General features: G+C 68.8%; 17 protein-coding genes and 1 riboswitch. Of the genes, 12 read left to right on the forward strand and 5 right to left on the reverse strand.

The window, feature by feature from the left end:
- Positions 1-59: 59 nt before the first annotated feature.
- The gene (nadA, locus tag ABZ434_RS16945) at positions 60-1,256 is read right to left on the reverse strand and encodes a quinolinate synthase NadA (RefSeq protein WP_359136547.1); all 1,197 of its coding nucleotides are present in this window, start codon (positions 1,254-1,256) and stop codon (positions 60-62) included.
- A gap of 225 nt (positions 1,257-1,481) precedes the next feature.
- Between nadA and ABZ434_RS16950 the strand changes: the two genes are divergently transcribed.
- Positions 1,482-1,838 carry an iron-sulfur cluster assembly accessory protein gene (locus ABZ434_RS16950; protein ID WP_030970782.1) on the forward strand — a complete coding sequence of 119 codons (357 nt, stop codon included), beginning with the start codon at positions 1,482-1,484 and terminating at the stop codon, positions 1,836-1,838.
- A 78-nt stretch (positions 1,839-1,916) separates the two neighbouring features.
- Here the strand turns inward: ABZ434_RS16950 and ABZ434_RS16955 are convergent, their stop codons facing one another.
- Positions 1,917-3,389, reverse strand: a complete 1,473-nt coding sequence (locus tag ABZ434_RS16955; RefSeq protein WP_359136550.1) for a hypothetical protein — start codon at positions 3,387-3,389, stop codon at positions 1,917-1,919.
- A gap of 131 nt (positions 3,390-3,520) precedes the next feature.
- Positions 3,521-3,718, reverse strand: coding sequence for a hypothetical protein (locus ABZ434_RS16960; RefSeq protein ID WP_359136553.1), 198 nt, complete (start codon positions 3,716-3,718; stop codon positions 3,521-3,523).
- A 168-nt stretch (positions 3,719-3,886) separates the two neighbouring features.
- Here ABZ434_RS16960 and ABZ434_RS16965 point away from each other — a divergent pair, with 168 nt between their 5' ends.
- A complete protein-coding gene (locus ABZ434_RS16965) occupies positions 3,887-4,861 on the forward strand; it encodes a carbohydrate kinase family protein (protein ID WP_359136556.1) in 975 nt (324 codons plus the stop codon).
- A 10-nt stretch (positions 4,862-4,871) separates the two neighbouring features.
- Here the strand turns inward: ABZ434_RS16965 and ABZ434_RS16970 are convergent, their stop codons facing one another.
- Entirely contained in the window at positions 4,872-6,254 is a 1,383-nt protein-coding gene (locus ABZ434_RS16970) for an aminotransferase class V-fold PLP-dependent enzyme (protein WP_359136559.1), read from the reverse strand.
- A gap of 270 nt (positions 6,255-6,524) precedes the next feature.
- On the opposite strand from ABZ434_RS16970, the gene coxB reads away from it, so the two are divergent.
- The 4 genes from coxB to ABZ434_RS16990 all read left to right on the forward strand — a co-directional run bounded on the left by coxB (position 6,525) and on the right by ABZ434_RS16990 (position 11,000).
- A complete protein-coding gene (gene coxB, locus ABZ434_RS16975; protein WP_359136562.1) occupies positions 6,525-7,493 on the forward strand; it encodes a cytochrome c oxidase subunit II in 969 nt (322 codons plus the stop codon).
- Positions 7,490-9,226, forward strand: coding sequence for a cytochrome c oxidase subunit I (gene ctaD, locus ABZ434_RS16980; RefSeq protein ID WP_148017681.1), 1,737 nt, complete (start codon positions 7,490-7,492; stop codon positions 9,224-9,226). Before coxB ends, ctaD begins: the two co-directional genes overlap by 4 nt.
- Entirely contained in the window at positions 9,223-9,621 is a 399-nt protein-coding gene (locus ABZ434_RS16985; RefSeq protein ID WP_148017682.1) for a cytochrome c oxidase subunit 4, read from the forward strand. The genes ctaD and ABZ434_RS16985 overlap by 4 nt, the downstream gene beginning before the upstream one ends.
- 122 nt (positions 9,622-9,743) lie before the next feature.
- Positions 9,744-11,000, forward strand: coding sequence for an Ig-like domain-containing protein (locus ABZ434_RS16990; protein ID WP_359136567.1), 1,257 nt, complete (start codon positions 9,744-9,746; stop codon positions 10,998-11,000).
- Positions 11,001-11,047: 47 nt separating this feature from the next.
- On the opposite strand, the gene ABZ434_RS16995 is transcribed toward ABZ434_RS16990, so the two are convergent.
- The gene (locus tag ABZ434_RS16995; RefSeq protein WP_356323798.1) at positions 11,048-11,449 is read right to left on the reverse strand and encodes a hypothetical protein; all 402 of its coding nucleotides are present in this window, start codon (positions 11,447-11,449) and stop codon (positions 11,048-11,050) included.
- 202 nt (positions 11,450-11,651) lie between these two features.
- Here ABZ434_RS16995 and ABZ434_RS17000 point away from each other — a divergent pair, with 202 nt between their 5' ends.
- The 6 genes from ABZ434_RS17000 to ABZ434_RS17025 all read left to right on the forward strand — a co-directional run bounded on the left by ABZ434_RS17000 (position 11,652) and on the right by ABZ434_RS17025 (position 18,760).
- On the forward strand, positions 11,652-12,272 hold the full coding sequence (locus ABZ434_RS17000; RefSeq protein ID WP_136328381.1) for a heme-copper oxidase subunit III: 621 nt from the start codon (positions 11,652-11,654) through the stop codon (positions 12,270-12,272).
- A 56-nt stretch (positions 12,273-12,328) separates the two neighbouring features.
- Entirely contained in the window at positions 12,329-13,138 is an 810-nt protein-coding gene (locus ABZ434_RS17005) for a c-type cytochrome (RefSeq protein WP_359136571.1), read from the forward strand.
- Complete coding sequence (locus ABZ434_RS17010) at positions 13,135-14,187, forward strand: Rieske 2Fe-2S domain-containing protein (protein ID WP_359136574.1); 1,053 nt, start codon at positions 13,135-13,137, stop codon at positions 14,185-14,187. Before ABZ434_RS17005 ends, ABZ434_RS17010 begins: the two co-directional genes overlap by 4 nt.
- Positions 14,184-15,809 (forward strand): ubiquinol-cytochrome c reductase cytochrome b subunit, encoded by a 1,626-nt coding sequence (locus ABZ434_RS17015; protein ID WP_359136577.1) that lies wholly within the window; start codon positions 14,184-14,186, stop codon positions 15,807-15,809. The genes ABZ434_RS17010 and ABZ434_RS17015 overlap by 4 nt, the downstream gene beginning before the upstream one ends.
- Before the next feature lie 123 nt (positions 15,810-15,932).
- Entirely contained in the window at positions 15,933-16,997 is a 1,065-nt protein-coding gene (gene trpD, locus ABZ434_RS17020; protein WP_359136580.1) for an anthranilate phosphoribosyltransferase, read from the forward strand.
- Positions 16,998-17,089: 92 nt separating this feature from the next.
- Positions 17,090-17,207, forward strand: a riboswitch (SAM riboswitch).
- Between the two features lie 173 nt (positions 17,208-17,380).
- Complete coding sequence (locus tag ABZ434_RS17025) at positions 17,381-18,760, forward strand: aminotransferase class V-fold PLP-dependent enzyme (RefSeq protein ID WP_359136583.1); 1,380 nt, start codon at positions 17,381-17,383, stop codon at positions 18,758-18,760.
- The last annotated feature ends 108 nt before the right edge of the window (positions 18,761-18,868 follow it).

Below are 18,868 nucleotides of genomic sequence, written 5' to 3' on the forward strand. Positions count from 1 at the left end.
CACAGGAAGGCCCCGGCACCTCGCATCGAGGTGCCGGGGCCTTCCTGCGTGCGGTGCCGCTACGGCAGCGCCAGCATCCGCTCCAGCGCCAGCTTCGCGTACTTCTCGGTCTCCGGGTCGACCTCGATCCGGTTGACCAGGTTCCCCTCGGCCAGCGACTCCAGCGTCCACACGAGGTGCGGCAGGTCGATCCGGTTCATCGTCGAGCAGAAGCAGACCGTCTTGTCGAGGAAGACGATCTCCTTGTCCTCCGCGGCGAAACGGTTGGCCAGGCGGCGCACCAGGTTCAGCTCGGTGCCGATCGCCCACTTCGAGCCGGCCGGGGCCGCCTCCAGCGCCTTGATGATGTATTCCGTCGAGCCGACGTAGTCCGCGGCCGCGACGACCTCGTGCTTGCACTCCGGGTGCACCAGCACGTTGACGCCCGGTATGCGCGCCCGCACGTCGTTGACCGACTCCACCGAGAAGCGCCCGTGCACCGAGCAGTGCCCGCGCCACAGGATCATCTTCGCGTTGCGCAGCTCCTCGGCGGTCAGGCCGCCGTTGGGCTTGTGCGGGTTGTAGAGGACGCAGTCCTCCAGGGACATCCCCATGTCCCGTACGGCCGTGTTGCGGCCGAGGTGCTGGTCGGGGAGGAACAGCACCTTCTCACCCTGCTCGAAGGCCCACTCCAGGGCCCGCTTCGCGTTCGAGGAGGTGCAGATCGTGCCGCCGTGGAGGCCGGTGAAGGCCTTGATGTCCGCGGAGGAGTTCATGTACGAGACCGGCACGACCCGGTCGGCGACGCCGGCCTCGCTCAGCACGTCCCAGCACTCGGCGACCTGCTCGGCGGTGGCCATGTCGGCCATCGAGCAGCCGGCCGCCAGGTCCGGCAGCACGACCTTCTGGTCGTCGGTGGTCAGGATGTCCGCGGACTCCGCCATGAAGTGGACGCCGCAGAAGACGATGTACTCCGCCTCCGGCCGGGCCGCCGCGTCCCGGGCGAGCTTGAACGAGTCGCCGGTCACATCCGCGAACTGGATGACCTCGTCGCGCTGGTAGTGGTGCCCGAGGACGAAGACCTTCTCACCCAGCTTCTCCTTGGCCGCGCGGGCGCGCTCCACCAGGTCCGGGTCGGACGGGGAGGGCAGGTCGCCGGGGCATTCGACGCCACGCTCGCTCCTGGGGTCCGCGTCGCGGCCGAGCAGGAGCAGGGCGAGGGGCGTCGGCTGGACATCGAGGTCCTGGACGGGGTGGGCCGTGGTCACGTCACGCACCCTTTCTTCTCTGCGGGAGGAAGCCTTTTCGTCTAATTGACGCTATCTATCATAACTGCTTCACGTCACTTTGACGATGCCGATAGCGTCGATGTGACGCATCCGCCCGGACGGCCGGTGTGCGAGCATGAATGGAACAGGCAAACGCTCGGCCCGGAATGAATCCGCGGTCCCGACGGTTGCAACGTCGGCAAGCAGTCTCCGTACAACCCGGGAGAGAAGCAGATGTCCGTATCGGACGAGACCACCACCGTGAGCGACGGCATCCTCCTGTCCGACGCCGCCGCAGCCAAGGTCAAGGGCCTGCTGGAGCAGGAAGGCCGCGACGACCTGGCGCTGCGCGTCGCCGTCCAGCCCGGCGGCTGCTCGGGCCTGCGTTACCAGCTCTTCTTCGACGAGCGTTCGCTGGACGGCGATGTCGTGAAGGACTTCGACGGCGTCAAGGTCGTCACCGACCGGATGAGCGCCCCGTACCTGGGCGGCGCCTCCGTCGACTTCGTCGACACGATCGAGAAGCAGGGCTTCACGATCGACAACCCGAACGCCACGGGTTCCTGCGCCTGCGGTGACTCCTTCAGCTGAGCGCGCAACGGCGACGGTACGGCGGCGGCCCCGGGATTCTGATCCCGGGGCCGCCGCCGTTGTCGTTCGAGTGCCGTGTCAGCCGCGCGGCACCACGGTGCCCGACGCCGCGTCGACCACATTCCGCTCGCCGAGCGGCTGGTCCAGCGTGACCGTACGGGTCAGCTCCTTGGCGATCATGACGCAGACCTTCCCCTTCTCCGGCTTCGACTCCGTCACCGACACCCGCACCGCGCCGCCGTCCTCGCTCGCGCTCGCCGTGTACGTACTGCAGACGCCGCCCCAGAAGGTCACCGAGAGCGTCCGTCCGTCCGCGCTGTAGGTCTGGATCGTGCGCCCGGACTTCGTCGTTCCCCCGTTGTCCGGAGTCTTCTTCGCCGCGGGGGCGTCCTTCATCAGGTACGCCGGATCGACCGCGACCTGGGTGACGGTGTCACCCGTACCGCCGGCACCCGGGCGGACCGTGAAGATCCAGGACGGCACGAGCAGTTGCCTGCCGTCCACGTACCGCGCCGCCAGGCCGAAGGCCGCCTTGTCGACCGTCACCGTCGTCGTGGCCGGCTCCGCCCCCCTCTGCTTGCCGCAGCTCGCACGGGACGGCTTCTCGCCGTTCTCCAGCGGTGCGGGGCTAGCGCAGTCGCCGGTCTTCCCGCCGCTCGGCGGCTGGGCGGCGTTCAGCCGCTCCAGTGCCTCGCCCGCACCGATCACCGGATAGTCGGCGCCCTTCTCCAGGCCCTTCAACTGCCCGCTGCCGCCGACCACTTCACCCTCGGGGCCAACCTGGATCCCGGTCGCCCAGCCGTACGTCGGCAGGCCGTCCACCACCGGGTCGGCGTTCACCACCCGGACCGATCCCGTCAACTGCCGGGCGTCGAGGGCGGCGTCGTCCTCGCCGACCGCCTTCAGCACCGGCACCGCCGCGGCCTTCGCGGCCTTCTCGCTCACGGGTGCCCCCGAGCCACCCGGCGCCACAGGCTTGCCCGCACAGACCGTCACCTTCTGGCAGTTGTCCGTGCCGCCGGTGCCGTGCCGGGCGAACGTCCACGTCCCCGGTGCCTGCTTGGTCACCCGCAGCAGCGGTCCGGAGCCGTCCCCGTCCGAGCCCACCTTCCAGGACGTGCCCTCGGCCCGCGGGGTGCCCTGGACGCCCAGCGCCTTCGCCAGCCGTGCCACCTCGGACGCCGAGACCGTCCCCGTGGCGCGCTGGACCGCCGCCTTGTCCGGGCCGTCAGGCAGGGCGCCGGACGCGCGGTAGACCAGCCTCCCGCCATGTGGATCGGGCTCACCGGGGGCGATGCCCTGCGTCGGGGCCGAGGGCCGGGGAGAGGGGGTTTCCGGTCCGCCCCCGGGTTCGTCCAGGGAGAGCGGCGGGGGAGTGCCGCCGGAACCGTCCGCGGCGCTGTCCGTGCCGCCACCGCCGTCGGCCGCGGTCGCCGCCCAGTAGGCGCCGCCACCACCGGCCAGAAGTACGGCCGCCGCCACCGAGGCCACGGCGAGCGGCGAGCGCCGCCGGGGGCCGGTCACATCGTTGTCGGGTCGCTCGGTGCTCACCGGTTCGCTCCTTCGCCTCGTACGCCGTGGCCCGGCAAGGGCCCGTCCGCCGGTGCGGACACCGCTGGGACGATGCGCGGGCGCTCACGGTTCCCTCCAGGGGCGGGAGGTGCGGCGGGGAGCCCGGCCGCTCAGTCCCCGTACTCCGCCATCGCGTCGATCAGCCGGGCCGAGGCGGGCGGCACCGTCACACCGTGGATCAGGGCGGGCGTCACAGGAGTGGGGGCGATCCTGACGGGTACCACCCAGTGCGGAGCCATCCGCGCGCAGTCCCCGCGCAGCTCGGCCAGACCGGTCTCGGAGTCGCGCGAGGCGATGTGGTTCGACATATCGGCACCGTAGGCACCCCCGAGCTCAGGAAGAAAGCCCTACTATCGGGTAGTTTTTCCGCTTCACCGGACTGCGGGAACCGGTAGCGTGGGGATCTCCCCAACTGTCACGCCGCCCCGGGAACGCAGTCACCGTTCCCCCTCGCCTTCCGCAGGAGCAGTCTCCCCGTGCGTATCGCAGTCACCGGCTCCATCGCCACCGACCACCTCATGACCTTCCCCGGCCGATTCGCCGACCAGCTGGTCGCCGACCAGCTGCACACGGTCTCGCTCTCCTTCCTGGTCGACAACCTGGACGTGCGCAGGGGAGGGGTCGCCGCCAACATCTCGTTCGGTATGGGCCTGCTCGGCACCCGTCCGATCCTCGTCGGCGCCGCCGGCTCCGACTTCGACGAGTACCGGGCATGGCTCGACCGCCACGGCGTCGACACCGGCTCGGTGCGCATCTCCGAGGTCCTGCACACCGCCCGCTTCGTCTGCACGACGGACGCCGATCACAACCAGATCGGCTCCTTCTACACGGGTGCGATGAGCGAGGCCCGCCTGATCGAGCTGAAGGCCGTCGCCGACCGCGTGGGCGGTCTGGACCTCGTCTCCATCGGCGCCGACGACCCCGAGGGGATGCTCCGCCACACGGAGGAGTGCCGCACCCGCGGAATCCCGTTCGCCGCGGACTTCTCGCAGCAGATCGCCCGGATGGACGGCGACGAGATCCGCATCCTGCTCGACGGCGCCACGTACCTCTTCTCCAACGAGTACGAGAAGGGGCTCATCGAGTCCAAGACCGGCTGGACCGACGCGGAGATCCTCGCCAGGGTCGGCCACCGGGTCACCACCCTCGGCGCCCAGGGCGTGCGGATCGAGCGCGTCGGCGAGGAGGCGATCGAGGTCGGCTGCCCCGAGGAGAACGTCAAGGCCGACCCGACCGGCGTCGGCGACGCCTTCCGGGCCGGGTTCCTCTCCGGTCTCGCCTGGGGCGTCGGCCTGGAGCGGGCCGCCCAGGTCGGCTGCATGCTCGCCACCCTGGTCATCGAGACGGTGGGCACCCAGGAGTACACCCTGCACCGCAACCACTTCATGGACCGCTTCACCAAGGCGTACGGTCACGAGGCCGCGGCCGAGGTGCGCACGCACCTGGCCTGAGCACCTCTGGTCAGGACAGCCGGCGGACCACATAGGCCGAGCCGCGGTCCGCCGGCTCCTCGCCCACGTACTCCTGCTCACGCATCGCACACCAGGCCGGAATGTCGAGGCGCGCGGCCTCGTCGTCGGAAAGGACGGTCACCGTCCCGCCCACCGGTACCTCTCCGATCACCTTTGCGAGTTCGATCACCGGAATCGGGCAGCGCCTGCCGAGCGCGTCGACGACCAGCGAGGGCGCCGCGGCGGGGGAGGGGACGGTCGCGGAAGGGGCGCCCAGCTTCTCCCGCACTCCCGCGACCGCGGGGGGCAGCGCCTCCAGGAAGCGGTCGACCTCCTCGTCGGACGTGCCGGCCGGCAGAGACACCCGGACGTTGCCCTCCGAGAGCACCCCCATCGCCTTGAGCACATGGCTCGGCGTCAGCGTGCTGCTCGTGCAGGACGAACCGGATGAAACGGAGAAGCCGGCCCGGTCCAGCTCATGGAGCAGAGTCTCTCCGTCGACATAGAGACAGGAGAAGGTGACCAGATGCGGCAGCCGCCGCACCGGATCACCCACCACCTCCACATCGGGAACCAGCGCCGGCACCCGGGTCCGGATCCGGTCGACCAGGGCCCGCAGCCGCACCGACTCGGCGGCCGCCTCCGCCCGTACCGCCCGCAGGGACGCCGCCGCGGCCACGATCGCCGGGATGTCCTCGAAGCCGACGGCCCGTCCCGACTCCCGCTCGTCGGCGGGGCCTTGTACCGCGAACCGCACCCCCTTGCGCACCGCGAGAAGTCCGACCCCGGCCGGTCCGCCCCACTTGTGGGCGCTCCCCGTCAGCAGCGACCAGCCCGTCGGCGCCGGTCCCCACCCGAGGGACTGGGCTGCGTCCACCAGCAGCGGCACGCCCGCGGCCCGGCAGAACTCCGCCACCTCGGCCACCGGCTGCTCGGTGCCCACCTCGTGGTTGGCGGACTGCAGGCAGGCCAGTGCGGTGTCCTCGCGCAGCGCACGCGCGAACGCCTGCGCGCTCACCGCGCCCGTGCCGTCCACGGGGACCTCGGTGAACGATCCGCCCCCGCTCTCGTGGGCGGCGGCCGAATGGAGCACCGACGAGTGTTCGACAGCCGACACCACCAGATGGCGGCCGACACGCCGACGCCCCGCGAGGGCTCCGGAAATTCCGGAGTGGACCGCGCGCGTGCCCGACGAGGTGAAGGTCAGCTCGTCGGGGCGGCAGCCGACCGCCTCCGCGGCCGCCTCCCTGGCGGCGTCCAGCAGCAGCCGGGCACGCCGCCCCTCCCGGTGCAGCCGGGCCGGGTCGGCCCAGCCCTCGTCCAGCGCGGCAAGCAGCGCCTGGCGGGCGACGGGGTGGAGGGGGGCGGCGGACGCGGCGTCGAAGTAGGGCACCCGGCCACGCTAGCCCGGACCCGGCCCCCGCCCGGGACCGGCTGCCCGGACGGCAGGGAGAGAGGCCGTCAGATGGCGGCCGGAGCCCCGGATTCCACCCCTTCGGGGAGTCGGGCGGCGCGTTGGGCACCCTCCCCGCGCGACCCCAAATAGCGTCCAGTAGGGTTTGGTCCGCATAAACATCCAAACCCCTGCCCGCGTCAGGGCCGGCGACCGACCAGCGAGACGGGCGCGCCGACCGTGCGGGCGAGACTCTCGGGAAGGCGCTACGTGAGTCCCAACGGCTCCGACCGCTTGTCGCGGCGCCCGATGCGGCGGAAGCTGCCGCAGGTGCTGACTGCGGGCCTGGTCCTGGCGACGGCCTCCGGTTGTTCATACAACTGGCAGGATTTCCCCCGCCTCGGTATGCCCACCCCGGTAACGGAAGAGGCTCCTCGGATCCTTTCCCTCTGGCAGGGCTCGTGGGCGGCAGCGCTCGCCACGGGTGTCCTTGTCTGGGGACTGATCATCTGGAGCGTCATCTTCCACCGGCGTAGCCGGACCAAGGTGGAGGTACCTCCGCAGACCAGGTACAACATGCCCATCGAGGCGCTGTACACCGTGGTCCCTCTGATCATCGTCTCGGTGTTGTTCTACTTCACCGCGCGGGACGAATCGAAGCTCCTCGAGCTCTCCCCGAAGCCTGCCCACACCATCAACGTGGTCGGCTACCAGTGGAGCTGGGGCTTCAACTACATCGAGAACGTGGACGGCGAAGCCGCCACCGGCAACGAGGTCCCCAAGGAGCTCGACGCCATCCCGGACAGGTTCCGCGACCAGTTCCCCAAGGGTGCGGACGGCGTCTACGACGCCGGTATCCCGGGAGACCGGAACCCGCAGAACGGCAACCCCGGCCCGACGCTGTGGCTGCCCAAGGGCGAGAAGGTCCGCTTCATCCTGACTTCGCGTGACGTCATCCACTCCTTCTGGGTGGTGCCGTTCCTCATGAAGCAGGACGTCATTCCGGGCCACACCAACGCCTTCGAGGTGACTCCCAACATGGAGGGCACCTTCATGGGCAAGTGCGCCGAACTCTGCGGCGTCGACCACTCCCGGATGCTCTTCAACGTCAAGGTCGTCTCCCCGGAGCGCTATCAGGCGCACCTCAAGGAGCTCGCGAAGAAGGGCCAGACGGGCTACCTGCCGGCCGGCATCGAGCAGACCGACCCGGCCAGGAATGCGGAGACGAACAAACTGTGAGCATCCTCAATGAACCTCAGGGTGCCGCGGCAGCAGACGACTCGTACGAGGACGAGCTGCCGGTCCGGCGCAAGCAGCCGGGAAACGTCGTCATCAAGTGGCTGACCACCACTGACCACAAGACGATCGGCACGATGTACCTGGTCACGTCGTTCGCGTTCTTCTGCATCGGCGGACTGATGGCGCTCTTCATGCGCGCCGAGCTGGCCCGTCCGGGCACGCAGATCATGTCGAACGAGCAGTTCAACCAGGCGTTCACGATGCACGGCACGATCATGCTGCTGATGTTCGCGACGCCGCTGTTCGCCGGATTCGCGAACTGGATCATGCCGCTGCAGATCGGCGCGCCCGACGTGGCGTTCCCGCGGCTGAACATGTTCGCGTACTGGCTGTACCTCTTCGGCTCGATCCTCGCGGTGGCCGGCTTCCTCACCCCGCAGGGTGCCGCCGACTTCGGCTGGTTCGCCTACTCCCCGCTGTCGGACGCGGTCCGTTCACCGGGCGTCGGCGCCGACATGTGGATCATGGGTCTGGCCTTCTCCGGCTTCGGCACGATCCTCGGTTCGGTCAACTTCATCACCACGATCATCTGCATGCGCGCACCCGGCATGACGATGTTCCGCATGCCGATCTTCGTCTGGAACGTCCTGCTGACCGGTGTCCTGGTCCTGCTGGCCTTCCCGGTGCTGGCGGCGGCGCTCTTCGCGCTGGAGGCGGACCGGAAATTCGGCGCGCACATCTTCGACGCGTCCAACGGCGGGGCATTGCTCTGGCAACACCTCTTCTGGTTCTTCGGCCATCCAGAGGTGTACATCATCGCCTTGCCCTTCTTCGGGATCATTTCGGAAGTGATCCCGGTGTTCAGCCGCAAGCCGATGTTCGGTTACATCGGCCTCGTGGCCGCGACGATCTCCATCGCCGGCCTCTCCGTGACCGTGTGGGCGCACCACATGTACGTCACCGGAGGCGTGCTCCTGCCGTTCTTCTCCTTCATGACGTTCCTCATCGCGGTGCCCACCGGGGTGAAGTTCTTCAACTGGATCGGCACGATGTGGAAGGGCTCGCTGTCCTTCGAGACGCCGATGCTCTGGGCGATCGGCTTCCTGATCACCTTCACCTTCGGTGGTCTGACCGGCGTCATCCTGGCCTCGCCGCCGATGGACTTCCACGTCTCGGACTCGTACTTCGTGGTCGCGCACTTCCACTACGTCGTCTTCGGCACCGTGGTGTTCGCGATGTTCTCCGGATTCCACTTCTGGTGGCCGAAGTTCACCGGCAAGATGCTGGACGAGCGGCTCGGCAAGATCACCTTCTGGACGCTGTTCATCGGCTTCCACGGCACGTTCCTGGTGCAGCACTGGCTGGGTGCGGAGGGCATGCCCCGTCGTTACGCGGACTATCTGGCCGCGGACGGTTTCACCGCGCTGAACACGATCTCGACGATCTCCTCGTTCCTGCTCGGCCTGTCGATCCTGCCGTTCTTCTACAACGTCTGGAAGACCGCCAAGTACGGCAAGAAGATCGAGGTCGACGACCCGTGGGGCTACGGCCGTTCGCTGGAGTGGGCCACCTCGTGCCCGCCGCCGCGGCACAACTTCCTCACGCTGCCCCGGATCCGTTCCGAATCCCCGGCGTTCGACCTGCACCACCCGGAGATCGCGGCGCTCGAACAGCTTGAGCACCACTCCGAGGGTGACAAGGCCCTCGCCGGCGGCAAGGAGGCGGGCAAGTGAAGGTCCAGGGCAAGATGTTCCTCGGTCTGGCGCTGTTCATCCTCGTCATGGCCATCACCTACGGCGTGTGGTCCAAGGAGCCGGTCGGCACCACCGCACTCGTCCTGGCCTTCGGCCTGAGCGTCATGATCGGCTTCTACCTGGCCTTCACGGCCCGGCGGGTCGACGCACTGGCGCAGGACAACAAGGAAGCCGACGTGGCGGACGAGGCCGGCGACGTGGGGTTCTTCTCCCCGCACAGCTGGCAGCCGCTCTCACTGGCGATCGGTGGCGCACTCGCCTTCATGGGAGTCGTCTTCGGCTGGTGGCTGCTCTACTTCTCGGCCCCGATGCTCCTGATCGGTCTGTTCGGCTGGGTCTTCGAGTACTACCGCGGTGAGAACCGCACCCAGTGACACCGCTCCACCCGTGACACCGCTCCACCTGACGGGGGGCCCGCACTTCCACGAGAAGTGCGGGCCCCCCGTTTGCAGTCACCCGGCGCGCTGAAACGGATGAATCTTCTTAGCGTGGGTTCATGAACCACACGCCGCGTATCCGTCCCGTCATGAGCTCCGCTCTGCTGGTCGCGACCCTGGTCGCGGGGGCGACCGCCTGTGGGGAGTCCGACGGCCATCCGCTCTCGGCACAGCCGTACGACGCGGCGGACGAGATCTCCTCCAACGCCCCCGACGGCGGCGAGAAGGTCGATCCGGACAAGCCCCTCGAAGTCAGCGTCGACAGTGACGACGGCCGGATCACCGATGTGACGGCCGTGGACACGGAAGGACGCCATCTGGCGGGCGAACTCGCCGCCGACGGCCACCGCTGGCACTCCACCGCCCCACTCGCCGCCGGAACCCGCTACACCGTCAAGGTCAGCATGGAGGACGACGACGGCGCCCCAGGCACCCGTACGCTCTCTTTCGAGACCGCGGCGGCCCAGAAGTTCCTGAAGGTCACCTTCGGCCCGCAGGCGGGCACCTACGGCGTCGGACAGCCCGTCACGGCGCTGCTCAGCGCCCCGGTTCCCGACAAAGCCGCCCGCGCCACCGTGGAACGCGCCCTGAGCGTGCGCTCCACGCCCGCCGTGACCGGCTCCTGGTACTGGGTCGACGACAAGACACTGCACTACCGGCCGCGGGACTACTGGCCGGCGAAGGCCACCGTCGAGGTCAGCAGCAATCTGACCGGCATCAAGGTGATCAACGGGCTGTACGGCGCTCCCACGAAGGCGTTGAAGATCACGATCGGAGACCGGATCGAGGCCATCACCGACGCCTCGGAGCACTCCATGACGGTCAAGCGCAACGGCGAAGTGATCAACACCATCCCGGTGACCACGGGCAAGCCCGGCTTCTCCACCCGCAACGGCGTCAAGGTCGTGCTGGGCAAGGAGTACTACGTACGTATGCGCGGGGAGTCCATCGGCATCGCCGAGGGCTCGGCGGACTCCTACGACCTGCCGGTCTACTACGCGACACGGGTCACCTGGAGCGGCGAGTACGTGCACGCGGCCCCGTGGTCCACCGGATCACAGGGCTACGCGAACGTCAGCCACGGCTGCACCGGCATGAGCACGAGCGAGGCCGAGTGGTTCTTCAACACCGTCCGCGAGGGCGACATCGTCACGGTCGTGGGCAGTGAGGGCGAGACCATGACGCCGTTCGACAACGGCTACGGCGACTGGAACCTCTCCTGGGCCAAGTGGCAGAAGGGCAGCGCGCTGAGCAACGACGCCACGCCGGACCGCGTCGACACGGTCCGGGCGGCGCGGCTGCGCCCCGAGGTCTGACGGCCGGGGTGCGCCGCGCCCCGGAGCGACGGCGCAAGGGCGGGGCCTCAGGCCCCCACGGAGAGCCTGCTGCGCAGCAGGGCCGCCAGGGCGTCCGCGAACTCGACCGGCTCGACCGGAAGGGTCACCGCGGCGTCCGCGCGGCTCCAGGTGGCCAGCCAGGCGTCCTGGGGGCGGCCCATCAGGAGCAGCACCGGCGGGCAGCGGAAGATCTCGTCCTTGATCTGCCGGCAGACGCCCATCCCGCCCGCGGGGGCCGTCTCACCGTCCAACACGCAGACGTCGACGCCTCCGTGGTCCAGCGCGTCCAGGACGGCCGGCAGGGTGGCGCACTCCAGGAACTCGACCTGCGGTACGTCCGCGGCAGGCCTGCGGCCGGCTGCCAGCCTCACCTGCTCACGGGTGTGTGCGTTGTCGCTGTAGACCAGGACCGTGGCGGTCGGCTGCATTGTTCCTCCGTGACATCTGTGTCTTCGGGGCAGTCGGGGCTCTCGGTGCACGAGGGCTGTCCGATGCGCGGATCGTACTCCGCCCGATGGCCTGTCAGCATCGCCCGCGACGGCGGATCCATGGGCCGTTCGGGGAGGACACACCCCTCTGACACACCGAACGGCACCCCCCGGAGTGAGGGCGGGATAAGCGACCGACATAATGTCGGTCGTGGCGACAGCAACGACAGTAGAAACCGGGCACGCGCACCCGTCGGTCAATCGGCCGAACCTCACCAGCGTCGGAACCATCATCTGGTTGAGTTCCGAGCTGATGTTCTTCGCGGCCCTCTTCGCGATGTACTTCACCCTGCGATCGGTGACCGGAGCGGATCACTGGAAGGAAATGGCGTCAGCCCTGAACTTCCCGTTCTCGGCGACGAACACCACGATCCTGGTGCTCTCCTCACTCACCTGCCAGCTCGGCGTCTTCGCCGCGGAGCGGGGCGATGTGAAGAAGCTCCGCGCCTGGTTCGTGATCACTTTCGTGATGGGTTCGATCTTCATCGGAGGCCAGGTCTTCGAGTACACGGAGCTGGTGAAGAAGGACGGCCTCTCGCTGTCCTCGGATCCGTACGGCTCGGTGTTCTACCTGACCACCGGCTTCCACGGTCTGCACGTGACAGGCGGCCTCATCGCCTTCCTGCTCGTTCTGGGCAGGACGTACGCAGCCAAGAGGTTCACCCATGAGCAGGCGACCGCAGCCATCGTCGTGTCCTATTACTGGCACTTCGTCGATGTCGTGTGGATCGGCCTGTTCGCCACGATCTACATGATCAAGTAACCGGGCTCGTACCCGACCCATCATCGACGCAGAAGATCCTGACACCGGGGTAATCCGTGAAAAAGCTCTCCGCACGACGACGCCATCCGTTGGCGGCGGTCGTCGTACTACTCCTCGCGCTTGCGGCTACTGGGGGGCTGTACGCCGCGTTTGCGCCCGCGAGTAAGGCGCAGGCCGACGAAACCGCCCAGTCCCTCGCCATCGACGAGGGCAAGAAGCTGTACTCCGTCGGTTGCGCCAGCTGCCACGGAACCGGCGGTCAGGGCACCACCGACGGGCCCCAGCTTGTCGGCGTGGGCTCGGCCGCCGTGGACTTCCAGGTCGGTACCGGGCGTATGCCGGCGCAGCAGCCGGGCGCCCAGGTACCGAAGAAGAAGGTCATCTACACCCAGGCCGAGATCGACCAGCTCGCGGCGTACGTCGCGTCGCTCGGCGCCGGTCCGATCGTCCCGACCAAGAGCCAGGTCAGCCCCGAGGGCGCGGACGTGGCCAAGGGCGGCGACCTGTTCCGTACCAACTGCGCCCAGTGTCACAACTTCACGGGCGAGGGCGGTGCCCTGACGAACGGCAAGTACGCCCCCAACCTCGAAGGCGCGAGCCCGAAGCACATCTACGAGGCCATGCAGACCGGCCCGCAGAGCATGCCGTCCTTCCCTGACTCGACGATGCCCGAGCAGCAGAAGAAGGACATCATCGCGTACATCCAGACGGTGAACAGCGCGCAGGCCGAGAGCCCGGGTGGCCTCAAGCTGGGCGGCCTCGGTCCGGTCAGCGAAGGCCTGTTCGGCTGGATCTTCGGTCTGGGCGCACTGATCGCAGTTGCCATCTGGGTCGCGGCCCACACCGCTAAGGCCAAGAAGTCATGAGTAGCCAAGAGATTCCAGAAGAGAACCTGCCCGAAGCGCAGGACCCCGCGCACGGCGCGGTGGAGGGTGCGGGCGATCCGTTCGCCGACCCGGGGCTGCCGGCCCACAGGCCGCGCATCCAGGACATCGACGAACGGGCCGCCAACCGGTCCGAGCGCGCGGTCGCGTTCATGTTCACGCTGTCCATGCTGGCGACGGTCGGCTTCATCGCCTCCTACGTCATCTTCCCGGTCGACAAGATCGTCTACATCTTCCCGATCGGTCATGTGAGCGCGCTCAACTTCTCCCTGGGGCTGACCCTGGGCGTGGCGCTCTTCGCGATCGGTGCGGGCGCCGTCCACTGGGCGCGCACCCTGATGTCGGACGTGGAGGTCGCGGACGAACGTCATGCGATCGCGGCCGAGCCCGAGGTCAAGGCGAAGGTTCTCGCCGACTTCGCGGCAGGTGCCGAGGAGTCCGCGTTCGGCCGGCGCAAGCTGATCCGCAACACCATGTTCGGCGCGCTGGCCCTGGTGCCGCTCGCCGGTGTGGTGCTGCTGCGCGACCTCGGTCCGCTGCCGGAGAAGAAGCTCCGTTCGACGCTGTGGGCCAAGGGCAAGCAGCTCGTCAACATGAACACGATGGAGCCGCTGCGTCCCGAGGACGTCGTCGTCGGTTCGCTGACCTTCGCCATGCCCGAGGGCCTGGAGGAGGACGCGCACGACTTCCAGAAGCAGATCGCCAAGGCAGCCCTGATGATCGTCCGCATCGAGCCGGACAACATCAAGGACAAGCGCGAGCGCGAGTGGGCCCACGAGGGAATCGTGGCCTTCTCGAAGATCTGCACCCACGTGGGCTGCCCGATCAGCCTGTACGAGCAGCAGACGCACCACGTGCTCTGCCCGTGCCACCAGTCCACCTTCGACCTCTCCGACGGCGCCCGCGTCATCTTCGGTCCGGCCGGTCACGCTCTTCCGCAGCTGCGGATCGGCGTGAACAGCGAGGGCAACCTCGAGGCGCTCGGTGACTTCGAAGAGCCCGTCGGTCCTGCATTCTGGGAGCGCGGATGAGTACTGCGACCGATACGAAGCGCAAGGCGCCCGCCGGTGAGCGGGTGGCCGACTGGGCGGACGGCCGGCTCGGGATCTACTCCCTGGCCAAGGCCAACATGCGCAAGATCTTCCCGGACCACTGGTCCTTCATGCTCGGTGAGATCTGCCTCTACAGCTTCATCATCATCATCCTCACGGGTGTGTACCTGACGCTGTTCTTCCACCCGAGCATGAACGAGGTCGTGTACCACGGCCCGTACGAGCCCATGCAGGGCATCCGGATGTCCGAGGCCTACGCCTCGACCCTGAACATCAGCTTCGACGTGCGTGGCGGTCTGCTGGTCCGGCAGATCCACCACTGGGCCGCGCTGATCTTCCTGGCCGGCATGTTCGTGCACATGATGCGCGTCTTCTTCACCGGTGCGTTCCGCAAGCCGCGTGAGATCAACTGGCTGTTCGGCTTCCTGCTGTTCGTCCTGGGCATGTTCACCGGTTTCACCGGTTACTCGCTCCCGGACGACCTGCTCTCCGGCACCGGTGTCCGCTTCATGGAGGGCGCGGTCCTGTCCGTGCCGATCGTCGGTACGTACCTGTCGATGTTCCTCTTCGGCGGCGAGTTCCCGGGCGGCGACTTCGTCGCCAGGTTCTACTCGGTGCACATCCTGCTGCTGCCGGGCATCATGCTCGGGCTGCTGGTGGCCCACCTGATCCTGGTCTTCTACCACAAGCACACGCAGTTCGCGGGTCCCGGCCGGACGAACAAGAACGTCGTCGGCATGCCGCTGCTGCCGGTCTACATGGCGAAGGCGGGAGGCTTCTTCTTCCTCGTCTTCGGTGTCATCGCGGTCATCGCGGGCATCGCCTCGATCAACCCCATCTGGGCCATCGGGCCCTACCGCCCGGACCAGGTGTCCACCGGCGCCCAGCCCGACTGGTACATGGGCTTCTCCGAGGGCCTGATCCGTGTCATGCCGGGCTGGGAGGTGAACCTCTGGGGCCACACCCTGGTCCTGGGCGTGTTCATCCCGCTGGTGATCTTCCCGCTGGTCCTGGCCGCGATCGCGGTCTACCCGTTCATCGAGTCCTGGGTCACCGGGGACAAGCGCGAGCACCACATCCTGGACCGTCCGCGCAACGCGCCGACCCGCACGGCGTTCGGCGTCGCGTGGATCACCTGGTACATGGTGCTGCTCATGGGTGGTGGAAACGACCTCTGGGCCACGCACTTCCACCTGTCGATCAACTCCATCACCTGGTTCGTGCGGATCGCGTTCTTCGTCGCTCCGGTCATCGCGTTCGTCGTGACGAAGCGGATCTGCCTCGGCCTTCAGCGCCGGGACAAGGACAAGGTGCTGCACGGGCGCGAGTCCGGTCTCATCAAGCGCCTGCCGCACGGTGAGTTCGTCGAGGTCCACGAGCCGCTCGCACCGGCCCAGCTGCACACGCTCACCGCGCACGAGCAGTACAAGCCGGCCGAGATCGGCCCGACGGTCGACGAGAACGGTGTCGAGCGCAAGGTGTCCGTGGTGCAGAAGCTGCGGGCCAAGCTCAGCAAGGGCTTCTACGGCGAGAACAGCCAGATCGCCAAGCCCACCGCCGAGGAGTACAAGGAGATCACCAGCGGCCACGGCCACCACTGATCACCTGAACTGATCGCCACAGCAGGAGCCCCGTCCATCCGATGGACGGGGCTCTTCGCTGTCCCCGGGGCTCGATAGGGTGGCCCCATCCCCTTTATCGGCTGTGGACCCCAGGAGCGGACCATGAACGTTGTGACCCCGGCAGGCGGCGACAGCGTGGCGGCTCGTACCTGGCCCGGCGTGCTGACCCCCCTGCTGCGCGGCCAGGACCTGACGGAGGACGACACCGCCTGGGCGATGGACCGCATCATGAGCGGTGAGGCGACCGACGTGCAGATCGCCGGCTTCGCCGTGGCGCTGCGAGCCAAGGGCGAGACGGTCACGGAGGTCTCCGGTCTGGTCCGCGCGATGTACGAGCACGCCACGACCATCCACGTACCCGGCCGCACGGTCGACATCGTGGGCACCGGCGGCGACATGGCCAAGACGGTCAACATCTCCACCATGTCGGCGATCGTCGTGGCCGGGACGGGCGCCAAGGTCGTCAAGCACGGCAACCGCGCCTCGTCGTCTGCCAGCGGTTCCTCCGACGTGCTGGGCAAGCTCGGCGTCAATCTGGAACTGCCCCCGCAGCGCGTCGTCGAGGTGGCCGAGGAAGCGGGCATCACGTTCTGCTTCGCCGTGAAGTTCCACCCCGCCCTGAGGCACGCGGCGAAGGCCCGGGCGGAGCTCGGCGCGCCGACCACCTTCAACATCCTCGGCCCGCTCACCAACCCGGCCAAGGTGCGCTCGCAGGCGATCGGTGTCGCCGACCTGCGGATGGCGCCGATCGTCGCGGGCGTCCTCGCCGAACGGGGCAACTCCGCCCTGGTCTTCCGGGGCGACGACGGCCTGGACGAGCTGACCACCACCGCGACCTCCCGCGTCTGGATCGCCAGGAACGGCGCCGTGCGCGAGGAGGCCTTCGACCCGCGCGACGTCGGCCTGGAACTGGTGCCGGTGGACGCCCTGCGGGGCGCCGACGCCTCGTACAACGCGGACGTGGCCCGGCGGCTGCTCGCCGGGGAGACGGGCCCCGTACGGGACGCGGTGCTGCTCAACTCGGCGGCGGCCCTCGTCGCGCTGGACCCGGGGGAGGGCACGCTCGCCGAGCAGCTCACCGCCGGGATCGCCAAGGCCGCCGAGTCCATCGATTCGGGTGCGGCGGGCCGGGCGCTGGAGCGATGGGTCGTGGCCAGCAACGCCTGAGAGGCTTCCGGGCACAGGATGTGAGGCGGGGCGCAGTCCAGATCATGGACTGCGCCTTGCGCGTTCCTCCGCGTATGGCAGGATGCTTGGCAGGTCATGAGTGACAGCGACTACGGCCCCGGCCCGCTGTCCGGCAACCCTCCGTCCGTGGCGGGGTGCCCCGGGTGAAGACCAGGCCGCAGGCAGCGAGGTCTGCGGCAAGCGCGGACCCCTCGACATCGTGAGATGTCCACCCGTGGGGTCCTGGTCCTCAGGGAGCCTCTTGTGAGCAAGCGAATGCGATAGGGCTTTTCGGCCCTTCTCCGCACACCCCTCTTTCTTCCTCCGTGCTGCCGCGTATCCGCAGGCACGCGGAATTCGCCTGCCTGTTACGGGAGTTCGTCATGTCTGTCCTCACTGCTGCCACCGACCAGTCGATTTGTGCCCCGCTGCCGGTTCTGGGTAAGGATGTGACGGTTCCGCTCGTCACGGGCGGAGAGGTCACCTACGCCGCGCTGGACTACGCCGCCAGCGCCCCGGCGCTGCAGCGGGTGTGGGACGACGTGGCCGCGTACGCGCCGTACTACGGCAGCGTCCACCGCGGCGCCGGCTACCTCTCGCAGCTCTCCACGGACCTCTTCGAGAGCAGCCGCGAGACCGTCCGGGAGTTCCTCGGCTGCCGCACCGAGGACCAGGTGACCTTCACCCGGTCCACCACCGACTCGCTCAACCTGCTCGCAGCCGCCCTCCCGGCCGACTGCCAGGTGTTCGTCTTCGAGACCGAGCACCACGCCTCGCTGCTGCCCTGGCGCGACGCCCGGGTGACGTACCTGAACGCCCCGCGCACCCCGGCCCAGGCCGTAGAGACCCTGGAGCGCGCGCTCGCCGGCCGCGACCCCTACGGCCCCGCGCTGGTCTGCGTCACCGGCGCCTCCAACGTCACCGGTGAGCTGTGGCCGGTCAAGGAGCTCGCCGCCGCCGCGCACGCCCACGGCGCCCGGATCGTGCTCGACGCCGCCCAGCTCGCCCCGCACCACCCCGTCGACATCGCCGTGCTGGACGTCGACTGGGTCGCCTTCTCCGGGCACAAGCTGTACGCGCCGTTCGGCTCGGGTGTCCTCGCCGGCCGCTCCGACTGGCTGACCGCAGCCGAGCCGTACCTGGCCGGCGGCGGCGCGTCCCGCCAGGTCGCCCGGCGCGCCGACGGCGGGGTGGACGTCGAGTGGCACACCACCGCCGCCCGCCACGAGGCCGGTTCGCCCAACGTCATCGGCGTCTACTCCATCGCCTCCGCCTGCAAGGCGCTCACCGAGGCCGGATTCGACAGCCTGGTCGCCCGGGAGCAGCGGCTCGTCACCGCGGTCCGCGCCGGACTCGCCGAGGTCCCCGAGGTCAAGGTGCTTTCGCTGTTCGGCGACGACGCCCCGCGGGTCGGCGTCATCTCCTTCGTGGTGGAGGGCTGGAACAGCTCCCACTTCGCCGCGGCACTCTCCGCCGAGTACGGCATCGGGGTGCGCGACGGACTGTTCTGCGCCCACCCCCTCGTGCGCACCCTGCTCGGCAGCGACCCGCAGGACGTCGGCGAGTGCGGCGCGCCGGAGGCGGAGCCGGGCCAGAAGTCCCTCAACGCGATCCGGGTCAGCTTCGGCGCCGGTACGCCGGACGAGCACGTCGAGCGCTTCCTGCGGGCGGTCAAGGAGCTCGTGAGCGAGGGCGCCCAGTGGAAGTACCGGACCGAGGACGGCCGTTGCGTCCCGGACCGGGGTACGGCCGCCCAGGTCTGAGGTCTCTCAGCACGTTCGGGGGGGGGGGGGGCGGCGGGCCGGCCCCGCCGCAAAATGCTAACTCCGGGCCCTCTCGGCCCTGCATATAGGTGTTTCACCCCTAGTCAA

Origin of the sequence: Streptomyces sp. NPDC005761 (assembly GCF_040630635.1) — a bacterium.
Lineage (GTDB): Bacteria > Actinomycetota > Actinomycetes > Streptomycetales > Streptomycetaceae > Streptomyces.

What these genes read in the sequence shown, in the direction of transcription:
- ABZ434_RS17015 (WP_359136577.1), top strand. Translation starts at nt 14,184, where the DNA reads ATGAGTACTGCGACCGATACGAAGCGCAAGGCGCCCGCCGGTGAGCGG.
- ABZ434_RS16950 (WP_030970782.1), top strand. Translation starts at nt 1,482, where the DNA reads ATGTCCGTATCGGACGAGACCACCACCGTGAGCGACGGCATCCTCCTG.
- ABZ434_RS17010 (WP_359136574.1), top strand. Translation starts at nt 13,135, where the DNA reads ATGAGTAGCCAAGAGATTCCAGAAGAGAACCTGCCCGAAGCGCAGGAC.
- ABZ434_RS16995 (WP_356323798.1), bottom strand. Translation starts at nt 11,449, where the DNA reads ATGCAGCCGACCGCCACGGTCCTGGTCTACAGCGACAACGCACACACC.
- ABZ434_RS16960 (WP_359136553.1), bottom strand. Translation starts at nt 3,718, where the DNA reads ATGTCGAACCACATCGCCTCGCGCGACTCCGAGACCGGTCTGGCCGAG.
- trpD (WP_359136580.1), top strand. Translation starts at nt 15,933, where the DNA reads ATGAACGTTGTGACCCCGGCAGGCGGCGACAGCGTGGCGGCTCGTACC.
- ABZ434_RS17000 (WP_136328381.1), top strand. Translation starts at nt 11,652, where the DNA reads ATGTCGGTCGTGGCGACAGCAACGACAGTAGAAACCGGGCACGCGCAC.
- ABZ434_RS16990 (WP_359136567.1), top strand. Translation starts at nt 9,744, where the DNA reads ATGAACCACACGCCGCGTATCCGTCCCGTCATGAGCTCCGCTCTGCTG.
- ABZ434_RS17025 (WP_359136583.1), top strand. Translation starts at nt 17,381, where the DNA reads ATGTCTGTCCTCACTGCTGCCACCGACCAGTCGATTTGTGCCCCGCTG.